Below are 22,304 nucleotides of genomic sequence, written 5' to 3' on the forward strand. Positions count from 1 at the left end.
TTAACGCTCCATTCTGTAAATTTCTTAACGCTTTTTTTCAAATACCGGATTAAACCAAGTTAACTTGGGAACTTGTGCTTTTTTACATTTTCATCGTGTAAGCAGCTACATCATTAACAGATCTCCTATCACAAACAGGGCAAATACCACACTGGCAATGCCATTGGCTGTCATAAAAGCGATATTCACTTTACTGAGGTCGTTGGGTTTTACGATAGAATGCTGGTAAACAAGCATGCCCACAAAAACCAGAATCCCTATCCAGTACAACCAGTGAAACCCGCCATAGATGCCTGCAGCTATCACACAAGCCGAACTGCACACATGTAATATTTCAGATACCCGCAGTGCTTTGGCTTTGCCGAGCACACTGGGAATGGAATAAAGTTCCTGCGACTGGTCAAATTCCACATCCTGTAAGGCATAGATCACATCAAACCCACTCACCCAGAAAATAACAGCCATAGAAAACAGGATGGGCAGTATATCGAAGCGACCGGTTACAGCCAGATAAGCGCCGATAGGTGCCAGTGAAAGTCCAAGACCCAACACAATATGACACAAAGCTGTGAACCGTTTGGTATAACTATAAAACAGGATCACAAACAACGCCACGGGCGAAAGGAAAAAACAGATATCATTGATAAAATAAGTGGCCGTTACAAACAGCACACAATTCAATATCACAAAACGCAGCGCACTATTGGCCGAAATAATACCTGCCGGAATTTCCCGGATGGCCGTACGGGGATTTTTGGCATCAAAACTTCTATCGAGATAACGGTTGAAAGCCATTGCCGCACTTCTTGCCGTAACCATACAGGCCAGCACGAGGAACAGTTTCATGCCCCAACCATCCATTGCCGTAGCCTTAAAAATCAATTCCCCCGCCTCCGGATGTTTCTGCATATATGTGATCCCCAGAAAAAAACCAATCAACGCAAACGGCATCGCAAAAATGGTATGCGAAAATTTCACCAGACTTAAATATTTCTTTACTGTTGTCATATCATCTCATTAAAAAACATTCTTCCCTCATTCATTCTATCATCCTATCATCCTATCATTTATTCACTCATCCACTCATTCACTCATTGACTTATTGCCCCCTCACCATCTCCCACAACACAATCCCCGCCGCCACCGAGATATTCAGCGAATGTTTCATGCCGAACTGTGGAATTTCGATACTGCCATCACAAAGCGGTAATACGTTAACATCTACCCCTTCCACTTCATTGCCAAAGACCAGTGCAATTTTATCATCGCCCCGGTTAAACTGCTGTAAGGGAATACTATTCTCCACCTGTTCTATCGCATACACTTTGTACCCTCTCTGTTTCAGTTCCTGCACTGCTTCTTTGGTAGTGGAAAAATACAGCCAATCAACGGTTTCTGTAGCGCCAAGGGCCGTTTTATGGATGTCGCGGTGCGGCGGCTGAGGTGTATAGCCACATAAACAGATGCCGCCGGCCAGAAAAGCATCGGCTGTGCGGAACACGCTGCCCACATTGTGCATGCTCCGGATATTATCGAGCACCACCATTACGGGATTCTTTTCAGCCTGTTTAAAGGCATCCACCGACATCCGGCCAAGCTCATCCATGGTCAGTTTTCGCATGGCGCAAAGGTAGTTCCATCCATTCAAATAAAGGATCGGTTAAAATGAGTAAGATTTGCTATTTTGTTCTTCCCAAAACTTAAACATTTCAGCTATGAGAAAAAACACCCGCCTGTCGGTCATGTTGGCTTTGGCCCTCCCTTTCGCAGGCCTGGCACAATCAGAGAATGTAGATCCTGCCATGATGCAGAAGATCCGGAAAGAAGGCCTGGAAAATTCCAAAGTCATGGAAATAGCCTTTCATCTTACCGATAAAAGTGGTAACCGCCTAACGGCATCTCCGGGTTTTAACCGGGCTGCCAATTATGCCAGGGAAACCCTGGCGGGCTGGGGACTCACCAATGCCACTGTACAACCCTGGGGCGAATTTGGTAAAGGATGGGAACTGGAAAAAAGTTATGTAGCCATTACTGCTCCTTATTATAAATCACTGTCTGCTTATCCTAAGACATGGACCGCGGGTACCAAAGGACAGAAGAGTGCGGAAATACTGGTGATCAATGCCAAGGATTCTGCCGGACTGGAAGCCTACCGCGGACAACTGAAAGGCAAACTGCTGATTATTGACCAGGCTACACCCTACAAACACAGTTTTAAAGCCGATGCCGTAAGGTATACCGATGCCGATCTGGATGCCATGGCCAAAGCAACGGCACCTGCTGCTGCTTCCCGTCAGCCAGTAGATACGGCTGCTCAGCGAAGACAGCGTGAAGCCATGATGGCCCGGTTCAATAACCCGGCTGCCCGTATGCTGACCGTATTGAAAAATATGGCCAAGGCAGAAGGTGCTGTTGCGCTTATCAGTAATGGCAGCACCCGCAGTCATGATGGAACCATTTTTGCCCAGGGCGGTGGTGCGTATAAAGCCAGTGACCCGGAGAATTTTCCTGATATCGTTTTGGGTATCGAAGATTATAACACCATTCTCCGTTTGGCCAAAGCAGGTGAAACGGTAAAGATGGACGTGGATGTAAAAACCAAATTCCATACAAAAGACCTGAACGGGTATAATGTAATAGCGGAAATTCCGGGAACCGATCCCGCATTAAAAGATGAAGTGGTGATGATTGGTGCCCACCTTGATAGCTGGCAGACCGGCACCGGTGCTACCGATAATGCATCCGGCTCTTCTGTGATGATGGAGGCCATCCGGATCCTGAAATCACTTGGATTCAACAACCGCCGTACCATTCGTATTGGTTTATGGAGTGGTGAAGAGCAGGGATTATTGGGATCAAGAGGATATGTAAAAAATACTTTCGCTGATCCGGCTACCATGCAAACAACACCGGCGCATGAGAAATTCTCTTCTTATTTTAATATCGATAATGGTACCGGCAAGATCCGTGGTATTTACCTGCAGGGTAACGAAGCCTGCCGCGATATTTTTGCACAATGGCTCGCTCCTTTCAAAGACCTGGGTGCTACCACCGTTACCATCAGCAACACCGGCGGTACCGATCACCAGGCATTTGATGCAGTGGGATTGCCCGGTTTCCAGTTTATCCAGGACCCGATCGAATATGATACCCGCACACACCACAGTAATATGGATGTGTACGATCACCTGATTGAAGCCGACCTGAAACAGATTGCTACCATTGTGGCCGCCTTTGTTTACAACGCTTCTCAGCGCGATGCCAAACTGCCCCGGAAAGAAATGCCAAAGCCGAGACCGGCGGGAGGGTTTGGGTTTTAGAGCAGTTTGGAGTTTGGAGTTTGGAGTTAATAATTTAAAGAGTTAATAGTTATCAGGCAGGAGTCAAGGGTGTTCTAGGAATCCGGGCTCCTGCTTTTTTATGCCCCAACCCCAAACTCCCAACCCCAAACTCCCAACCCCAAACTCCAAACTTTCTTTCCACATCCCCCCGAATATCCCTACTCAGAATAAGCACATCAGTATATTTGTTGCCCATGTCAAAATCGAGCGCAGATACTCCTTTAATGCAGCAACACCGGGCTATTAAACAGAAATACCCGGATGCTATTCTGCTGTTTCGGGTGGGAGATTTTTATGAAACCTTTGGGGAAGATGCCATTATTGCTTCCAAAGTGCTGGGCATTACATTGACCAAGCGGAATAATGGTGCCGCTTCTTCCAGCGAGCTGGCGGGCTTTCCGCACCATGCGCTGGATACTTACCTGCACAAACTGGTAAAAGCCGGTTACCGGGTAGCCATCTGCGATCAGTTGGAAGATCCCAAAACGGTGAAAGGAATTGTGAAGCGGGGTGTAACCGAAATGGTAACACCGGGCGTTGCCACCAACGATAAACTGCTGGAGCATAACAGTAATAACTTTTTAGCGGCGGTTCATTTTACTGAGAAACAAACAGGCATCGCTTTTCTGGATATTTCTACGGGCGAATTTTTTATCGCTGAAGGTAATGATGAATACATTGACAAACTGCTGCAGGGCCTGAAACCCGCAGAAGTTATTTACCAGCGCAGTTACCAGAAACATTTCAAGGAAATTTTCGGGCCAAAGTTCTACACCTATACCATGGAGAGCTGGATCTTTGATGAAGCATTTGCCACTGAAAGCTTACTGAAACATTTTCAGACACATTCGCTGAAAGGATTCGGCATTGAGGGCCTGCATCAGGGCATCACCGCCGCCGGAGCCATACTCTATTACCTGAAAGAAACGGAACATCCGCACCTGCAGCATATCACTTCTATCCAGCGGATGGAAAGAGAAGATTTTTTGTGGATGGACCGCTTTACCATCCGCAACCTCGAATTACTCTATACCGGTACCGATACTGGCAACAGCTTATTAAAAGTGCTGGATAATACGGTGAGTCCCATGGGTGCCCGGATGCTGCACCGCTGGATGATCTTTCCGCTGAAAGAACTGAGCCGTATCAATGAAAGGCTGGATACGGTTGCTTTTCTGGTATTACAGGCCGATTTGCGCAAGCAACTAACACAATCCATCAAAATCTGTGGAGATATTGAGCGCCTGGTGAGCAAGATACCCATGAGAAAGATCAATCCGCGGGAAGTGATGCACCTGGCAAGGGGATTAGAGCAGACAGAGCAGATCAAACAGCTTTGTGCTACTGCGGCTAATCCTTATCTGCAAAGATTATCCGATGCTTTGAATGGTTGTCATCTGATAGTGGAAAAAATTCTGCGGGAGATCAGTGAAAATCCGCCGGTGGCTGTAAACAAAGGAGAAGTGATCAGAGCGGGTGTACACGAAGAACTGGATATGCTGCGAAATATCGCCAGTGGCGGAAAAGAATTTCTGGTGAATATTCAGCAAAGGGAAGCGGAGAAAACCGGCATCTCTTCATTGAAGATCAGTTTCAATAATGTGTTTGGGTATTATCTCGAAGTAACCAATATTCACAAAAACAAAGTGCCGACCGACTGGATCCGCAAACAAACGCTGGCTAACGCGGAACGGTATATTACGCCTGAATTAAAAGAATACGAAGAAAAGATCACGGGCGCAGAAGATAAGATCCTGGCGATTGAGATGGATCTTTACGATAAACTCCTGCTTGCCCTGCAGGATTATATTGCACCGATACAGATCAACGGAAATATTTTAGCTACGCTGGATTGTCTGATTTGTTTTGCGGAGAATGCTTTGCAGTATAACTATAAGAAGCCTGAACTGCACGAAGGGTATGACCTGGCATTTACAGAAAGCCGTCACCCGGTAATTGAAAGAAATTTACCTGCGGGAGAAAGTTATATCGCCAACGATATCACGCTTAACTCAACTGATCAGCAGATCATCATTCTTACCGGTCCGAATATGAGTGGTAAGAGTGCTATACTGCGGCAAACGGCATTGATTACACTGATGGCGCATATGGGTAGTTTTGTACCGGCGGCCAGTGCACGTGTGCCGCTGACCGATAAGATCTTTACAAGAGTAGGCGCCAGCGATAACCTGAGCGGCGGAGAATCTACTTTTATGGTGGAGATGAATGAGACCGCCAGCATCATCAACAATATTTCGCCACGCAGCCTGATCTTACTGGATGAGATCGGCCGGGGTACCTCTACGTATGATGGTATTTCGATTGCGTGGAGTATTGTAGAATACCTGCACGGCTCGCCTGCAGCCCCAAAAACTTTGTTTGCCACACACTACCATGAACTGAATGAACTGGAAGAGAAATTACCCCGTGTACAGAATTTTCATGTAACCAATAAGGAAGTGGGTAACAGGATCATCTTCCTGCGTAAGCTGGCCAGAGGCGGCAGTACCCATAGCTTTGGTATCCATGTGGCGAAAATGGCAGGAATGCCGGCAACGTTGATTGATCGGGCCAATGAGATTCTGGGACAACTGGAAGAAAGATCTGCCACGGGCCGGGATGCTCAAAGCGGCCTGAATAGTGGTAATGAGAATAGTACTAGCGTTCAAGCACAGCCTCCGCTGCCCCATATCGGTCGGGCCGCTTTGAGCGTCCCGACCGATATGGGGCAGCGTTTGAAAAATATGGCGGCACCACAGATGCAACTCTCCATCTTTGATGCCCACTCAGAAACCTTTGATGAGATCCGCAAAAAGCTCAACGACCTCGACATCAACCGGCTTACACCGGTAGAAGCGCTGATGAAACTGAATGAGATCAAAAGCCTGTTGAAATAATCCTTCACTACCCTACCTGCTTATTATGCAACAATACATTACCCATTTTGCGCTGGTTGTAAAAGATTATGATGAAGCTATCGCTTTTTATACGCAGAAACTCCACTTCAATTTACTCGAAGACACGGTACTGAATGAAACCAAACGCTGGGTACTGGTAGCACCACCCGGTGCCAAAGAGTGTAGTATCCTCCTCGCCAAAGCAGCTACCGATGAACAGCAAACAAGGGTGGGTAACCAAACCGGTGGCCGCGTATTTATGTTCCTGAACACAGATGATATCTGGCGCGACTACAAAGACATGACGGCAAAGAATATCAAATTCATCCGTACACCAAAGGAAGAAGAATACGGAACGGTGGCGGTATTTGAAGACCTCTATGGCAATCTGTGGGACCTGATTCAACAGAAAAGTAAGTTCCCTGCTCCATAAAGTAACTTCCCATTTTTCAGGAGATTCAAGAGCATAATCGCACTAACTGATTAGTACTTACAGTTTTACCCTCTCGTTCTATCGAACCCGTAGTTATTTCGATGATGATGGAGGATGGTTCACTAAGAGCTAAAGAGAAAAAGAGGTAAAGAGGGATTGTTCCTAAAAACAAGGTCAGACACTAACCGGCCAATATTTTTTTGCTGCGTTCTATTGCGGCGGGAAAGGTTTCGGTTACATTGGCCTTGCCTACTGCAAAGAGTAAGCGCGCATCTTTCAGTTCCTGTAAAACCTGTGTGCTGTGCACTTCGGAGAGAATGATTTTAGTGCCTTTGTGTCTGGATTCTTTGTACACTTCCTGTAATGTTTTGATACCGGTAGCATCAATGATGGGCACTTTGCGCATGCGGATGATGAGAATTTTGGGTGGTTTTTCAATAAAACGCATGGCGTCTTTGAATTTGTAGGCGGCACCAAAGAACAGGGGGCCGGTGATCTCGAATACTTCTACCTGTTTAGGTAACTGGTAATTATCTATGGAGTCTGCATCAATGCTGTTCTCATCAGACTGTGCCGTCATACTGCTTACATCGCTGAACTTAATCATCTTCTGCATAAAAAGGAATACGGCCAGCACCATACCGATTTCGATGGCCACCGTAAGATCTACCAATACAGTTAAGAGAAAAGTAGTTACCAGTACCGCCACATCGCTGCGGGGGCCTTTGAATACTGAGACAAAACTCTCCCACTCGCTCATGTTATAGGCTACTACTACCAGGATACCCGCCAGTGTAGCCATGGGTATAAGGGCGGCCCATTTACCTACAAATAACATGATCAGCAACAGGGTGAGGGCATGCACAATCCCTGCTACCGGCGTCCTTCCCCCATTTTTTACATTTGTGGCCGTTCTGGCAATAGCACCTGTTGCCGGTATACCGCCAAACAGGGAAGAAAAAATATTGGCCGTACCCTGGGCCACCAGTTCCATATTGGATCGGTGGTTACCTCCTATCATACCATCTGCTACTACGGCCGATAAAAGAGATTCTATTCCGCCTAACAACGCAATGGTGAAAGCGGCAGGTATGAGTTTTTTAACAGTCTCCAGATCAAAGGCCGGCAATACAGGTGAGGGAAGCGAAGAGGGAATACTACCAAAACGACTGCCAATGGTTTCAACAGGTAAATGTAAAAAATAAGCGGCTGCGGTGGTTAACAGAATGGCCACCAGCGAGCCGGGGATTTTATGCGATACCCGGGGCCATACCTGGATGATGAGTACGGTAATACCGGCGATCAGGAAAGAGGTCCAGTTGATGGTTGAGAGATGTCCGGCATAGGAAATCCATTTATCTGTGAAATCTGCTGGCACGGCCCCCATTTGTAATCCGAGAAAATCTTTAACCTGTGAAGAAAAAATGATCAATGCGATACCGCTGGTAAAACCGATGATGAGCGGATGCGGGATAAACTTGATCACAGCCCCCAACCTTGCAAAGCCCATCCCTACAAGCATTACCCCGGCCATGAAAGTGGCGATGATCAATCCATTAACGCCAAACTGTTGTACAATGCCATATACCACTACAATAAATGCACCTGTGGGCCCTCCTATCTGTACTTTACTTCCTCCCAAAGCAGAAATGATAAAACCGGCTACTACCGCTGTAAACAAACCCTTCTCCGGCGATACGCCTGAAGCAATGGCAAAAGCAATGGCCAATGGTAAGGCTACAATACCCACAATCATACCCGCCATCAGGTCTTTGGAGAACTGTTGGCGGTTGTAATTTTTCAGCGAATCAACCAGTTTGGGTTTAAACATCATCCTTTATTTAATCGTACAACAATTTATACCCTGATCCAGCATTTCAGCAGTTCATCGGCCGACACACTTACTTCCATGTAATTACCCGGCATTTCATTTTCTGTGCTGTGAAAGGTAACGATACGTGTACCGGGAGGTTTTTTCTCGAGCTGGCGGAATAGATGCCGGTTATATTGTGCATACAGTTCGCGCGAGTAGGTAAGCGACTCATCTATGCGGAAACTATCGTCGAGGTTCTCGTAAAAAGCGTTGAAGAAATAAAAATGATCATAGGCAGCCAGGTCTGTATCCAGGATATTCTGGTGAAGGAAAGAAACATGGGGTAACCCCAATATGCGGTTCGCCTCTTCTGCGTTGGCTACCAGACTGGCTCTTTGTTCGATGCCGGTGTAGATCCCTTCCGGACAATAATACGCCGCAGCGAGGCAGAATTTACCGCCACCACTGCCAATATCGAGTATGTGTTTGTGTTTGTCGGCCGTAAGAAATTCGGCAGCTTTTCGTGCCACATGCAGGGGTGTCCAATGCATATTGGCCTGTGCACGCACCGGTTCGGGATACAGCTGATGAAACTGCCCATCAGATGCAAACCATTTTTGCAGGAGACCGGGTTCTGTATGAACAGCTTGCGTTGTATGTAATGGTTCCTTTTGAACCATTTTACCTGCTTTCATTGTACAAAGTTACCATTTTACCCGCAAATAGTTTTACAGGTAAGATAACCACCAGTGTGTATGGGTGGCTTTGTACCGACTGTACCGTTTGCAGAAAGGGTATAAAATCAGTACCACGGCTATCCAGATCAGGTACACAATGCCCAGCGAGAACCCAAACTCATTGGGCCGGAACAACATCATACCCGTTGCGGCCTGCTCCATGGTAAACCCTGTAGCAAAAAAAGCGATGGTACATAAGAGATGAATGAGAAAAAAATGCAGCAGGTAATAAAACATAGGCACCCTGCCATAGATAACCACCCATTCTGTCCATTTACCCTTGGCTTTTTCCAACCATGCCAGCACAATCAATGCGGGGCCAAGGGTGATACAGCAGTACAGTAAGGATGGCGGATACTTGGTTACATTAAAAAAGGAAAGGATGGTGGCCGTTGTGTTTTTCTGTTCTGTCCAGGGTACCAGATCGCCGTAGGCATTAAACCAACGGATCACAAAAAAGGCGATGGTGGCACCCAAACCGAACCCAATGAGCTTACGTCTGCGTTTTACGGCATCATAGCCTGGTACAAATAATGCGCCCATACAATACCCAAGTAACATAATTCCCGGCCAGGGAATCAGGGGGTACAATACACCAAAAAATCTGCCAGGTGTATATTGGGTAAAATATTGCTGGTGCAGCAGGGCCCACCAGAGGGGCGTTTTTTCCATGGCGGAAGAATTGAAGGTATCCAGCATATTATGACCCGCAACCATCACAAGACCTATCACGAATAGAGCAGGTAAAGGCAGGTATAAAAATGCGGCGAGTAATATCATGGATAACCCGGTTACCCAGATCACCTGCAGTCCCAGAAAATGATAAAGGGGGTCGAAAGAAAACAGCAGATTAAAAATAGTGATCTCAAGAATGATCAACCATACCCCTCGCTTGAGCAGGAAAACAGACATTTCCTTTTTGGTCTTTTTGGTGCCTGCCAGAAAAGCGGAAGTACCTGCAAGAAAAACAAATACCGGCGCACAGAAATGGGTGATAAACCTGGTGAAAAAAAGAATGGGGGTGGTAGTAGCCGGATTGGTAGGATCGCTGGTCATAGCGCCTGTATGAAAAAAATCGCGTACATGGTCCAATGCCATGATAATCATAATGCTTCCGCGTAGGATATCGATGGAATCGATGCGTTTTTTTAAGACAGCCAATATTTCCATAATCTTGTTTTGGGGAAAATACGGAAACTATTGCTGTTTTGCCAGCTTTCAGATTACAAAAATCAGGAACTTATTTCCCTGCTGGTTTACTACTGAATGGCTTCATCCACTACATACGAGTAGTCATTTCCATAAAATCCATTCCCATTCTTAAAAACCATCCAGGATATAATAACTGATTTCTTATTCTTTTTCCAGATATATTGTAGTCCGTCGGGGCTGACATATCCGGTTACCGGCGTAAATCCGAACATTTGTGTATAAGCATCTACCATCTTCATCTTAAGCTCTTTCCCCGAAGTATAGTTCTGGTATTTGCTGATCAGTCTTGGATACTCGATATTGGTTCTGAAGCCGATAATTTTCTTATTCGCATTTACATACACCGATACATCGGCCACATCTTTTGAACTGATCAGTTTCAGTCCCGGGAAAAGACCACTTTTTTCACTCGAAGTTCGCCTGAAAAAATTGGCATGTTTTTTCTCTGCTTCTTCCAGGGTTTGTCCCAACTCCCATCCCTGGGTTATTGAAAAATCTTTGAAAAGCTTTTCTCTGCTAACAGAATCAGCTGCTCTTTTTTCCTTTAGTTCCTTCTCTTCTATTCCTTTCTGCTCCATCTCCATTTTCATTTTCACCACTTCCAATACTTTATCCTCATTGAACTCTTTGATATCCGGTGAAGTTTGAAAAGCCATAATGGTTTTCAGTAAACTATCCTGGTAATTTCTTTGTGTTTTAGCGAGTTCACTTTCTATCTGTATCTGGAGATACAGTATTTTACAGTTGGCTCCACCCAGTTTGGCTTTGGCATTTTTTAGAAAAGTAAGCGCAACGGGGTAATTACCCTTGCCATAATTCTCTTCGGCCAGCATGTATGCGGCTTTGGCTTCTGTTTCGTTAACCTGGCTATAAAGTGGCTGTATGAAAACCAATATCAGGCAAACAAATAACACATTTTTCATACGATTCATATAAACGAATTATCGTTTTCCCAGATAATGAAGGACTGTTTTCTGAAAAGAAACTGTAAAAAATCAATTAGACTCATCCACTATATCCGAAATATAGATCCCATAAAATCCATCTCCCTTTTTAGTGATATTTGTCCAGACACGTGTAAACGTTTTCCCTTTTTTCTTCCACACGAATCCTAATCCATCAACAGAAGGAAGCGAAATGGCTTCAAAACCGAATAGTTTATTGTTTCTATCCCGCTCGTCCAACATCGATTTTTTGAATGCTTCGTAATTATTTTTTTTACTGTCGCCCTCTTCATATTCAAGCAACAACCTGTTACCCACTATTTTATTGTTTTTAACAAAAATAGAAGCGGTAGTGGTATAGTTAGAACCAGACACAGGCTTTGAAGTGATCATTTCCAGCCCGGGATAATCCTGACTAACTTCAGTTTTTGTTCTGCGAAAAAAAGTCGGGTACATTTTTTCTGCTTCTTTCACCGTGAGCCCTAAGTTCAGTCCTGCGGTAAAACGCCAGTCTTTAAAAGTCTTTGCACTCTTCGCTTCTTCTGCCAGTTTCTGCTCTGCCAGCAGTGCCGCTTCTTCCGCCGCTTTTTGGGCTATTTCCAGTTTCATCTTCACCACTTCTAATACTTTGTCCTCATTAAAATCTTTGATATCCGGCGAGTTCTGAAAAACAGTGATGGTTTTCAGTAAACTATCTCTGTAATTTTTTCTGGTTTTAGCCAGCTCGCTTTCTATCTGGATCTGGAGATAGAGAATCTTACAGTTGGCCCCGCCCAGGCTGGCTTTCGCATTTTTCAGAAAAGTGAGTGCTACCGGGTAATTACCCTTGCCATAATTTTCTTCGGCCAGCATATAGGAAGCTTTGGCCTCGGTTTCATTCATCTGCGCCAATACCGGGAGGGATGTCAATAGAAAAAAGGAAAGAACAACATATACACGCATAGACTAGCTTATTTAGTTTTTAATTATTCCAGAAATCTGATTTCTTATCTGTTTTCTTTTCATCGGCAGCATTTTTTTTGCCGCCTGTTTCCCAGAAATCGCCACTGGCACCTGATGAAACAGTAGTGGTTCCGGGTGGTGCTTTGATCGCAAAGGTTCTTACAGTGAGTTCGCTCTGGGCTGCCAGGTTAACAAAAGCTTTACGCATCTGCTCGGCTTTGTCTTTTTCGCCATAATATCCCACCAGTATCACTTCTCCGGGAGCATACCCCTTTAATTTGCTGATCACACTGGTTTTATAGGGAAATGTTCCGTCAGAATACTGTTGCACAGTGAAAACATTACTTACCGCTACTACCGATTGTTCCTTATCAAAGGCAGACATATCTGTCAGATAGGCAAACATGTATACTTCAGGCAATACTACTCTATGCGAGGTAAGTGGTGTTCCTCCACTGGGGAAACTGCGTAACAGCTGATTCCGCATACCTATACGGGCTTTCATTTTGGCTGCGGCAATGGCGGCCAATTGTCTTTCCCTTTCTGCACGCAATGCTTCTCTGGCTTCCTTTTCTTCTTTGGCAGCTTTGCTGCTATTGATAATACCTCCAATCAACTGCATACTTTGCCCAATCGCCCGTTCTGTACTATTCCCATTAAAATTTCCGTTAACCGCATTGCTCAGTTTAGCATTACGTGCCTGTTCCAGGTTCTGCACTTCGGCTCTGATAGCACTGCTTTGCTGACTGAATGCTGCTTCCAGTTGCTGCACGGAATTATAAGAGCCATTTAAAGAACTGAGAGCAGCCAGGTTTTCTTTTCCGTTACGGATAGCTTCTGCGTAATAATAATTTTGTTTCCACATCTCCACTTTCTGCTCTATCTGCTGGTTGATGGCTCTGTTCTGTGCCTCGGCATCTGCAAACATTTTATTTACCTGGCTTCGCACTTCTTCTGCAGTGAGAGTGGGTTTTTCCTGCTCTACCGGTTTTTGCAATTTGGCAGCAACAGCATTTTTGGCATCCTGGTACTCCTGTTGCGTTACCTGCCTGAATTTTCCGTCTTCTCCCCGATGAAAATACCCCCCATCTGTGGTGCGCACAAAATCGGGCAGGTTTTTATGTATGGACTGATCCGGAATCGGACCAGCTTTCTCCTGTTTTTTTTCTGACCAGAAACTTTGATCAGATTTTCCTTTATTGGCTTGATTGGTCGTGGCAGTCGGTTTTATAGAGGGATCACCGTTCGGATAGGTATTAAAAGGAGCTAATTTAGCCGCTGACGAATTAGATCCGTTATTATCAGATCCATTTGTATTACCTCCCGATGTGCTCCTTCCGTTTGAAGGATCATTCTTTTCCGCTTCTGCCCGTTTTTTCTCATCCTCTGTTTTTTTCTTATCAGTTTCTGCCTTTTCCTTTTCTATCCGTTTTTTCTCATCATCTATTTTTTTCTTATCAGCATCTGCTTTTTCCCTTTCTGCCCGTTTGGCATCTTCTTCTTTTTTCTTAACTGCTGCCTCAAAATTAGTAATAGCCCTGTCCATGGCATCTGTACCATGGTAGCCAACCGAGGTTAATCCCTGAATATGTGCCGCATAACTTTCCACCCTGGTGTCTTTGGGCACTTCTGCCACCTGGTTACGGCCAAGAAACCATTCGTAACTGATTTGTTTGTTAACACCCGGTCCCTGCACCCGCACGCTGAAAGTGGCTGCGGAAAGGCCGATGGGATAAAATGGGTCAAAACCCAGATCCCTGTCAGTGTAAATTTTTCCCCCGCGCATATACCGATAAGAATATGGGGCCACTGGGTTTCGCGGACTGGCCAATGTGATCTCCATTTTCAGGATCAGGTAGGTCTTTGTGCCCAGATTTTCCAGGAAAAAATTGGGTACAATTTTAAACCCCGGGGTAACGAGTCCGGAGCTATAACCAGCAGGCATGGGCCAATCCCTGACGCTGACAAAGGTTTGTGCCCGGGCAACCTGAACAAGCAATAATAAAGCAATTAAGAGGCGCTTCATCATAGGATAATCAGTAGTTTAGGGAAAAGATAGTCCATTCAAATATAGGTAGCAAACCCGTATAAAAAAATACCAGTTTATCACTCATAACTGCAGCAATGGCTGTAATAATACCCCCACACAACAAAAGACCCAAGACCCCGATCAGAGGTCTTTTGTTCTTATACGTGTTGTGTAGTTCCGTATCGCGAATACCCATTCAGGAAAAACGATGCGTATATTCTGTTGCCGGTATTCACCCGATTTTAGGTAAAGCATACCCATTATGATATTTTGCCAGCAGGTAAGTATCATTCACCGCAGCATCTGTGAATTTACCTGCGGCTCTGTTCCAGTGTAGTTTTTGACCCGTACGGAAAGAAATATTACCCATCTGCGCAACAGTTGCCACATGGGCTCCTGCCTGGATGGAACAATGGAGGTCTTCCGTTTTTCTGGATTTCACTACAGAAACAAAATTTTCCCAATGCTTATCCAGTCCGTTATCGGATGATTTTACAAAAGGTTTGCTCACTTTATTCTTGCCTTGTTTTTCTTCTATGATTTCCCATCCGCCGCGGTTAAGAATCAGGGTGCCATTATTGCCGATATAGGCAATACCATGATCCCTTCCGTAAGAACCGTTGTCAATACCCATGGCCGAATCCCATACCAGGTTAAAGCCATCAAATTCATATAAAGTGGTTAAAGTGTCGGGGGTTTCTTCATATAATTCAGGATAGGCAAATTTTCCGCCCATTCCGCAGATGGTTTTGGGAAGATCTGCTTTCATACCCAGCAGACCATAATCCAGTAAGTGAACACCCCAGTCGGTCATCAGTCCACCCGCATAATCCCAGAACCAGCGGAAATCAAAATGAAAACGACTGGCATTAAAAGGCCGGGTAACTGCAGGACCCAGCCATTGTTTATAATCAATGCCCGGAGGCGGAGCGCTATCGGCCACAACGGGTTTCGGACGCATCCAACCCTGGTAACACCAGACTTTTACGGTACGGATATTACCCAGCTGACCACTCTGCACAAAGTCAACCGCATCTCTGAAATGCTGCTGGCTACGCTGCCATTGTCCGGCCTGAACCACTTTGTTATATCGCTGTTGTGCCGCTACCATGGTTCTGCATTCTACAATAGAATTGCCAACGGGTTTTTCCACATACACATCTTTACCCGCCTGGCAGGCATGAATCATGATCAATGCATGCCAATGATCGGGGGTGCCAATGATAACAGCATCGATATCTTTCTGGTCGAGCAGCTTTCGGTAATCCCCATATACTTTGATCTTTGACGTATCATAACTCTTATCGGCCAGTTCTTTCATGCGTTTATCAATCACATTCCTATCAATATCACAAACAGCCACCAGATTCACACCCGGAACTTTTAAAGCGGCTCTCACATTAGACCAACCCATGCCATTGATACCGATAGCGCCGATATTCAATTGATCACTGGGCGAGATCCGGTTCTTGAAAATAGCGAAGGCCTGGCTGTCAATTGCAGATGCCAGTAATCCTCCACCCAATAAGGCAGCGGATTGGTGCAGGAATTTTTTCCGGGAGGTCATGGGCTGAAATTTTGAGATATGATTTAATGAAAGAAAGATAAATAAAAAAATGCGTTGTTTAGACTGGGTAGTTGAATAAGGAACTGCTGGGTAAACAGGTACTTTCAGCTATTCAATGATCGACTCATCCCCCGCCCCCTTCTCTACTTTGTAGAGAAGGGGAGCTAACTCCCCTCTCCACTTTGTGGAGAGGGGTTGGGGGTGAGGAAAAGCAAAAGCCCTCAGAAAGAAGATTCTGAGGGCTTTTATAGATTTTGCAGATACACTCTGCGGACCGGACGGGACTCGAACCCGCGACCTCCGCCGTGACAGGGCGGCATTCTAACCAACTGAACTACCGATCCGTACCTCCAAGCGGGATAAATCATCCCGTTTTTCGGACGGCAAAGATAGGGGGAAACCACTTTCAAACAAATCTTTTCAAAAAAAAAATGCAACCCCTAATTTTACCATCTTAATTGAATCGTATGCCGCAATACCCCAATAGACAATTCCTTGATTTTGAGAACCCCATTAAGGAAATCTATGAGCAGATAGATGATACTAAAAAACTGGCGGAGAAAAATCCCCGGATCGACTATACCTCTACCCTGGAGCAACTGGAAGCCTCTATTCTGGAAAAGCGAAAAGACATTACCATGCACCTTACACCCTGGCAAAGGGTGCAGTTGAGCCGCCACCCCGACAGGCCCTATACAATGAAACATATTACTAATATGTGTACCAACTTTGTACAGTTGCATGGCGACCGTAATTTCAAAGATGACAAAGCCATGGTGGGTGGTTTTGCCCAGTTGGATGGAGAAACCGTGATGGTGATTGGCCAGCAAAAGGGAATCAACACCAAAGCCCGTCAGCTACGCAATTTCGGGATGGCTAACCCGGAAGGCTACCGCAAGGCTTTGCGGCTGATGAAACTGGCCGAAAAATTCAATAAACCGGTTATTTGCCTGATAGATACCCCCGGTGCCTACCCCGGTCTGGAAGCGGAAGAACGTGGACAGGGAGAAGCCATTGCCCGGAATATCTATGAAATGATCCGTCTGAAAGTGCCTGTGATCATCGTTATCATTGGCGAAGGTGCCAGTGGTGGCGCCCTTGGTATTGGTGTGGGCGATAAGGTATTAATGATGGAGAACACCTGGTACACCGTGATCTCTCCCGAAAGCTGCAGTTCCATCTTATGGCGCAGCTGGGATAAAAAAGAAGTGGCTGCCGAGCAATTACGCCTCACGGCTTCAGATATGAAAGGTTTTGGTCTGGTAGATGAGATCGTACATGAACCCCTGGGCGGTGCCCATTGGGATTATGCCGAATCTTCCGCGATCCTTAAAACCTATATTCTGCGTGCCTTAAGCGAGGTTAAAAACAAAGACCCGCACCAGCGCATCAACGACCGAATTGAAAAATATGGAAAAATGGGATTCTGGGAAGAGAACGGTAAAGTGGTGAGGGGAGTGAATAGTTAAAAGTTAATAGTCTGGAGTTATTAATCCGAAAATCGTCATCCGCAAATCCGTCATCAACCAATAAACAAGTAATGTCTTTACGTCAACAACTGCAGGGAACGGGGGTAGCGCTGGTTACACCTTTTACAGCTGATCTGAAAGTGGATTTTGATTCGCTGGGGAATGTGATCGATACCATGATCAAGGATGGGGTTGAATACCTCGTTACCTTAGGAACTACTGGTGAAACCCCTACGCTGGATAAACAGGAAAAACGGGACATTGCCCAATATACCTTTGAGAGAGTAGCCGGCCGCGTACCCGTTGTTGTGGGTATTGGCGGAAACAATACGGCAGAACTTATCAATGATCTGCATAAATTTCCATTGGATAAAGCTGCTGCGGTACTGAGTGCCTCTCCCAATTATAACAAACCTTCGCAGGAAGGCATTTACCAGCATTATAAGGCCCTGGCAGCAGAATCGCCCAAACCTATCCTGTTATACAATGTTCCGGGCCGTACAGGCAGGAATATGACCGCAGAAACCACTTTACGTCTGGCACAGTTACCCAATATTGCAGGAATGAAGGAAGCGAGTGGCGATATGGCCCAATGCATGCAATTGCTGCGCGATATGCCCGATGATTTTTTACTGGTCAGCGGCGATGATGCACTGGCACTTCCCCTTATCGCCTGTGGTATGCAGGGGGTGATCAGTGTAGCCGCCAACGCTTTTCCTGCCGAGTTCTCAACGATGATCCGCTTCTGCCTGAAAAAGGATTTTGCTGCTGCCAAAACGATGAACGATACACTGATCGAAGCGTACGACCTGATGTTTGCGGAAAACAACCCGGCCGGTGTAAAAGCTTTTATGGCAGAAAAAGGATGGATCAGCAACACGGTTCGTTTACCGGTAGTTCCATTGAGCGAAGGTTTACACAACAAAGTAAAAACTTACCTGAAGAAATAATGGAATATTTCATACCTCTTTGCAAAGCGCCTGAACCCGTTTACGGCGCTTTTTTATTGGCAGGAAGCATTGTGGTAATTTTATAAACAAAAGGTGCATACTACCATTCAACCAAAGTAATATCCGCTTTTAAAGTTCCTCAAACGGGAATGCCATTGCTTATACCTGCTCCCATTTATGAATGCATTATATCCGGTTCTGCTTTTGCAGGAAAGCGCATATAGGCTTTCGGTGTTTTCCCATATTTCTTTTTAAACGACAGACAGAAATAAGAAACAGAACTGAACCCCAGTGTATATGCTATCTCATTTACACTGGTCAAACGCTGACGAAGGTATATCTCTGCTGTTGTAAGTTTGGTATGCTGAATATACTGTTTAGGTGTCATGTTATAAATCTTCTTGGTCCATCTTTCCAGGGTAGAAATACTCATAAGCATTTTACTGGCAATATTAGGCACTGTAAAATCGGATCCTTCCACCATCGACCTCGTAATATTTTCAAACTTCTGCTTAAACTCAGACTCTATATCGAACTGGAATACCTGCGGAGTTTTAATAAACATCTCTCTTTCCACTTTCTGTTCTATTTTCAAACGCATGTTGATCAGATTATTACATTTGAGCAAAAGTTCAGCCGACCGGAATGGTTTTACGATATAATCATTTGCCCCCATTTTCAATCCTTCCAGAATTGTCTGCTCCGTTTTAATACCCGACATAAGAATTACCGGTATCAGAGAAAGTACAGCATCGTTCTTTAACACCCGCAAGACAGAAAAACCATCCAACGGAAAAGGCAGCATCACATCCAGCAGTAACAGGTCTGGTTTATGCTTTTGCAAGATTTCCAATGCTTCTGCCCCATTATCTGATCCAATAACATGGTGATAACCGGAAAGCATATCAGCTAGTGTTTCCCTCAGTGCAAAGTCATCTTCAACTATCAGAATAGTAGTATTTTTATGTTGGGTCATACAATTAAATTTTAAAAATCAAACTTGCTTTAATACCAGTGGGCGAGTTATTGGTGAATGAAATTGTAGCATCATATTTTTCCAGAATACTGATGGTCAATGCCAATCCGGCACCCAATCCCTGTTGCTCATATTTTGAGCGGTCGAATTGCTTGAAGGATTTATAGGTAGTCAATTCTTCTGCTGTAATGGTATCGCCCCGATCTGTAACACTGATTTCGTAGGTATTAACCGATCGATGGGTTTCTATCAGTACTTCGGTTCCCCTCTTCGAAAATTTAAAGGCATTCTCGATGATCTCATATAAAGCCGTAAATAACAGGTTGGTTGTTATTGGCAAATCCACATCATCGAGATTGCCTATTACAAGGTCATGGAGTCTTCCCGCCTTCTCCGCCAATGACCTGGTTATCTGAACAATAGTATTCGTTACCATCGGACATTTTTCATCGGCAACATCCTGCTTATCAAATTCCTTTATTTCATATACTTTACGTACTTTTTCAAAAGTAGTCTGAAGCCGGGCTGCGCTAACAGAGAGATAGTTACTGAACTCCAGTAATTCTGCATCATTGTATTTCTCCACATTCTGGTGAATGAATTCAGACATCGCTTTAATACCGTTCATGGGCGTATTGAATTCATGACCAATCATGAGCCTGATTACATTTTCAAGTTCCCGGGTTTTTTCGGTAATTTTTGTAAGCACCTGCCTCCTTTTATCCAACCGGGTTTCAATCGCTTTAACGAGGTCTGCACTCTTAAAAGGTTTAAAAATATAATCATCTGCGCCCAGATTCATCCCTTCCCTTATATCATCAGACTGCACTTTGGCAGTGAGGAAAATGAATGGGGTATCAAAATCCGTTTGTTTCCGCAGTTCGGCCAGCATTTCAAAACCATCCATTTCCGGCATCATTACATCACACACAATCAGATCCGGCTTTTCAGCGAGAGCCTTGATTAAACCCTGTTTCCCGTTTTCGGCAACAACAACCTCATACTCGTAATGCCGGAGTATCTCGGCAATCGAAGCACGGATAATCACCTCATCTTCCACTAATAGAATCTTTTCCATAATCTGAATAGGCGTATTTAATATCTGAAACGAATAAGAAAAGCCGCTCCCTTGTTCTCTGCACTTCTCACGATCAATCTGCCTTTACTCTTTTTTACAAACAGGTCAACAATCATCAATCCGAATCCCGTACCGGAAACAGTACCCACATTAGACCCTCTTACAAAAGGCTGAAAAATCTTGTTATGCTGGTTTTCCGGAATTCCAATTCCACTATCTACTACCAACAGGCTCCACCCTTTCTTCGTAAACCGTAAACGCAGGCAGGGAGCTTTGGCACCTGTTGAATATTTGAAAGCATTGGTAATAAGATTGCTGATAATATGGGTTAGCATTAACTCATCCGCCTGTGTTTTTACGGGCTCTCCTTTTACGGAGAATTGCAGGCTCCGGCCATCCTGCCATGGACTATACAGCTCCTGTACAATTTTCCTGACTACTTCATCTACCTGCAGTAATACAGGATGAAGGGAGAGTTTACCCGATTCGATTTTACTGAGAAACAGGAACTCATTCATCAGTTGCGTCATCTTATCCACCTGCTGAATAATCCGGCCTGTATATTTGTCTGTTTTAGCTGCATCTGTTCCCCTATTAGCGGCGGTCTGTATCTCTATCAGTTCTGTGCTGGCAAGAATCACAGATAGTGGTGTACGCAATTCATGTGATACCAGACTAATAAAACCCGATTTCATTTCATTGATCCGCCTCTCTTCACTGGCAATCCGTTTTAACTTACGTTCCGCCATCAAACGGGAAGTAATATCATTCAGGAATACGGCTACCCTTTTCTCTTCTGTGTAATAGCTGCTGAAATTGGAGAGATAATAACTAAATACGCGCTGCACGCCATTTTTATCATTCAGATAGATATAAGTTTCCGGGATTTCGATTTTTTCTTCTGTGATGAATGAATCTAATTTACGTAAAAAAGAATCCCGCCCCCTTTTGATAAAGTGGCTCAATTTCTGGTTCTCGTATTGATCAATGGTCAAACCAGTCAGCTGTTCCCATTTGGGATTAGCATACTTGATTAGTCCAGCGGCATTTATTGTAACTACCATCTGATCCATGGAGTGTACGAGGTTTTTCAATGCCTGCTCCCTTTCCATCAGGTTCTCTTCGCGCTCTTTGATCCGGGTAACATTTACTCCATATCCGATTACGTGTTCTATATTACCCTCTTTATCCAATAGCGGATAATACCGACGCAGATTAAATACTTTACCCCCTTCTTTGTTGTAATTGGTTTCTTCAAATTCGACCATCTGCGCCGAATTGATGGCTTCCCGGAAAATGCCTCTCCGGTAAATAGCCATGTGGGCAGGCCGTTGCGTATACTTACAGAAATCAAAATCGTCCTTACCTATCAGCCACTGACGGGTTTCGTCATTCTGAATAGCGGTTTTATTAACGAATACATATCTATGCTCCTTATCAAAAATGGCAATATCAGCCGGAATATTATTCAGCAAGTGCTCGTAAAAATGTTTCTGTTCCTGTGTTTCAGCCAGTATTGACTTAAGCTCATTGAAATGTTTATAAATCCAGAAATGCCCCTTACAGGCAGGGTTATCAAAGAGAGGTTTGTAGTCTCTGTATATCGATTTACCGTTCGCCAATACCAGTTCTTCATTCAACACAGGTTGCTGTTGCTGATAGATATCCCTGATACCTTTTATAAATTTTTCCGGATGCCGAAAAAAAACAGCAGAGCTTTCCGCAGATTTGGAGCAATCTGCACCTATCAATTCATCAGGGGAAACAGGGATCTGAAACAGTTCACAGAATTGCTGATTTACGAAGAGAATCCGGTTATCCAGTGTTTCAAACAATACTGCATGTGAAATATTATTGAAAAGGAACTTCAGCTCGTTAAGCTGCTGGCCTGCACTATCTGACATGTTGATGGTATG

17 protein-coding genes and 1 tRNA gene are annotated in these 22,304 nt (G+C 44.7%); 5 read left to right on the forward strand and 13 right to left on the reverse strand.

Features of this window, described 5'->3' with window-relative positions:
* Positions 1 to 105: 105 nt before the first annotated feature.
* Both AC1RNB_RS09895 and AC1RNB_RS09900 read right to left on the reverse strand, forming a co-directional pair.
* Positions 106 to 1,008 (reverse strand): UbiA-like polyprenyltransferase, encoded by a 903-nt coding sequence (locus AC1RNB_RS09895; RefSeq protein WP_493082515.1) that lies wholly within the window; start codon positions 1,006 to 1,008, stop codon positions 106 to 108.
* Between the two features lie 91 nt (positions 1,009 to 1,099).
* Complete coding sequence (locus AC1RNB_RS09900; protein WP_493082516.1) at positions 1,100 to 1,621, reverse strand: RNA methyltransferase; 522 nt, start codon at positions 1,619 to 1,621, stop codon at positions 1,100 to 1,102.
* Positions 1,622 to 1,715: 94 nt separating this feature from the next.
* Here AC1RNB_RS09900 and AC1RNB_RS09905 point away from each other — a divergent pair, with 94 nt between their 5' ends.
* The 3 genes from AC1RNB_RS09905 (at position 1,716) to AC1RNB_RS09915 (ending at position 6,671) form a co-directional block, all read left to right on the forward strand.
* Positions 1,716 to 3,320 (forward strand): M28 family metallopeptidase, encoded by a 1,605-nt coding sequence (locus AC1RNB_RS09905; protein ID WP_493082517.1) that lies wholly within the window; start codon positions 1,716 to 1,718, stop codon positions 3,318 to 3,320.
* 215 nt (positions 3,321 to 3,535) lie between these two features.
* The gene (mutS, locus tag AC1RNB_RS09910) at positions 3,536 to 6,238 is read left to right on the forward strand and encodes a DNA mismatch repair protein MutS (RefSeq protein ID WP_493082518.1); all 2,703 of its coding nucleotides are present in this window, start codon (positions 3,536 to 3,538) and stop codon (positions 6,236 to 6,238) included.
* A gap of 25 nt (positions 6,239 to 6,263) precedes the next feature.
* Positions 6,264 to 6,671, forward strand: coding sequence for a VOC family protein (locus AC1RNB_RS09915; RefSeq protein WP_493082519.1), 408 nt, complete (start codon positions 6,264 to 6,266; stop codon positions 6,669 to 6,671).
* A gap of 181 nt (positions 6,672 to 6,852) precedes the next feature.
* Here AC1RNB_RS09915 and AC1RNB_RS09920 read toward each other — a convergent pair whose 3' ends face one another.
* The 8 genes from AC1RNB_RS09920 to AC1RNB_RS09955 form a co-directional block, all read right to left on the reverse strand.
* Complete coding sequence (locus tag AC1RNB_RS09920) at positions 6,853 to 8,502, reverse strand: SulP family inorganic anion transporter (protein WP_493082520.1); 1,650 nt, start codon at positions 8,500 to 8,502, stop codon at positions 6,853 to 6,855.
* A gap of 26 nt (positions 8,503 to 8,528) precedes the next feature.
* Positions 8,529 to 9,179: a methyltransferase domain-containing protein gene (locus AC1RNB_RS09925; RefSeq protein WP_493082521.1), complete on the reverse strand. Its 651-nt coding sequence runs from the start codon at positions 9,177 to 9,179 to the stop codon at positions 8,529 to 8,531.
* Between the two features lie 33 nt (positions 9,180 to 9,212).
* Positions 9,213 to 10,391: an acetyltransferase domain-containing protein gene (locus AC1RNB_RS09930; protein ID WP_493082522.1), complete on the reverse strand. Its 1,179-nt coding sequence runs from the start codon at positions 10,389 to 10,391 to the stop codon at positions 9,213 to 9,215.
* 89 nt (positions 10,392 to 10,480) lie between these two features.
* On the reverse strand, positions 10,481 to 11,365 hold the full coding sequence (locus AC1RNB_RS09935; RefSeq protein WP_493082523.1) for a hypothetical protein: 885 nt from the start codon (positions 11,363 to 11,365) through the stop codon (positions 10,481 to 10,483).
* A gap of 63 nt (positions 11,366 to 11,428) precedes the next feature.
* Positions 11,429 to 12,319, reverse strand: a complete 891-nt coding sequence (locus AC1RNB_RS09940) for a hypothetical protein (protein ID WP_493082524.1) — start codon at positions 12,317 to 12,319, stop codon at positions 11,429 to 11,431.
* Positions 12,320 to 12,338: 19 nt separating this feature from the next.
* Positions 12,339 to 14,348, reverse strand: coding sequence for a hypothetical protein (locus AC1RNB_RS09945; RefSeq protein ID WP_493082525.1), 2,010 nt, complete (start codon positions 14,346 to 14,348; stop codon positions 12,339 to 12,341).
* 232 nt (positions 14,349 to 14,580) lie between these two features.
* The gene (locus AC1RNB_RS09950) at positions 14,581 to 15,915 is read right to left on the reverse strand and encodes a Gfo/Idh/MocA family protein (RefSeq protein ID WP_493082526.1); all 1,335 of its coding nucleotides are present in this window, start codon (positions 15,913 to 15,915) and stop codon (positions 14,581 to 14,583) included.
* A gap of 270 nt (positions 15,916 to 16,185) precedes the next feature.
* Positions 16,186 to 16,259 (reverse strand) — tRNA-Asp (locus tag AC1RNB_RS09955).
* A 123-nt stretch (positions 16,260 to 16,382) separates the two neighbouring features.
* Between AC1RNB_RS09955 and AC1RNB_RS09960 the strand changes: the two genes are divergently transcribed.
* Positions 16,383 to 17,384 (forward strand): acetyl-CoA carboxylase carboxyltransferase subunit alpha, encoded by a 1,002-nt coding sequence (locus AC1RNB_RS09960; RefSeq protein WP_493082527.1) that lies wholly within the window; start codon positions 16,383 to 16,385, stop codon positions 17,382 to 17,384.
* 71 nt (positions 17,385 to 17,455) lie between these two features.
* Positions 17,456 to 18,334 (forward strand): 4-hydroxy-tetrahydrodipicolinate synthase, encoded by an 879-nt coding sequence (gene dapA / locus AC1RNB_RS09965; protein WP_493082528.1) that lies wholly within the window; start codon positions 17,456 to 17,458, stop codon positions 18,332 to 18,334.
* Between the two features lie 175 nt (positions 18,335 to 18,509).
* Here dapA and AC1RNB_RS09970 read toward each other — a convergent pair whose 3' ends face one another.
* The 3 genes from AC1RNB_RS09970 to AC1RNB_RS09980 are packed head-to-tail and all read right to left on the reverse strand — an operon-like array spanning position 18,510 to position 22,292.
* Positions 18,510 to 19,310, reverse strand: coding sequence for a response regulator (locus tag AC1RNB_RS09970; protein WP_493082529.1), 801 nt, complete (start codon positions 19,308 to 19,310; stop codon positions 18,510 to 18,512).
* 4 nt (positions 19,311 to 19,314) lie between these two features.
* Complete coding sequence (locus AC1RNB_RS09975) at positions 19,315 to 20,388, reverse strand: hybrid sensor histidine kinase/response regulator (RefSeq protein WP_493082530.1); 1,074 nt, start codon at positions 20,386 to 20,388, stop codon at positions 19,315 to 19,317.
* Between the two features lie 17 nt (positions 20,389 to 20,405).
* The gene (locus AC1RNB_RS09980) at positions 20,406 to 22,292 is read right to left on the reverse strand and encodes an ATP-binding protein (RefSeq protein WP_493082531.1); all 1,887 of its coding nucleotides are present in this window, start codon (positions 22,290 to 22,292) and stop codon (positions 20,406 to 20,408) included.
* Between the last annotated feature and the right edge of the window lie 12 nt (positions 22,293 to 22,304).

It is taken from the genome of Sediminibacterium sp. GW821-FHT12F12 (assembly GCF_058806635.1).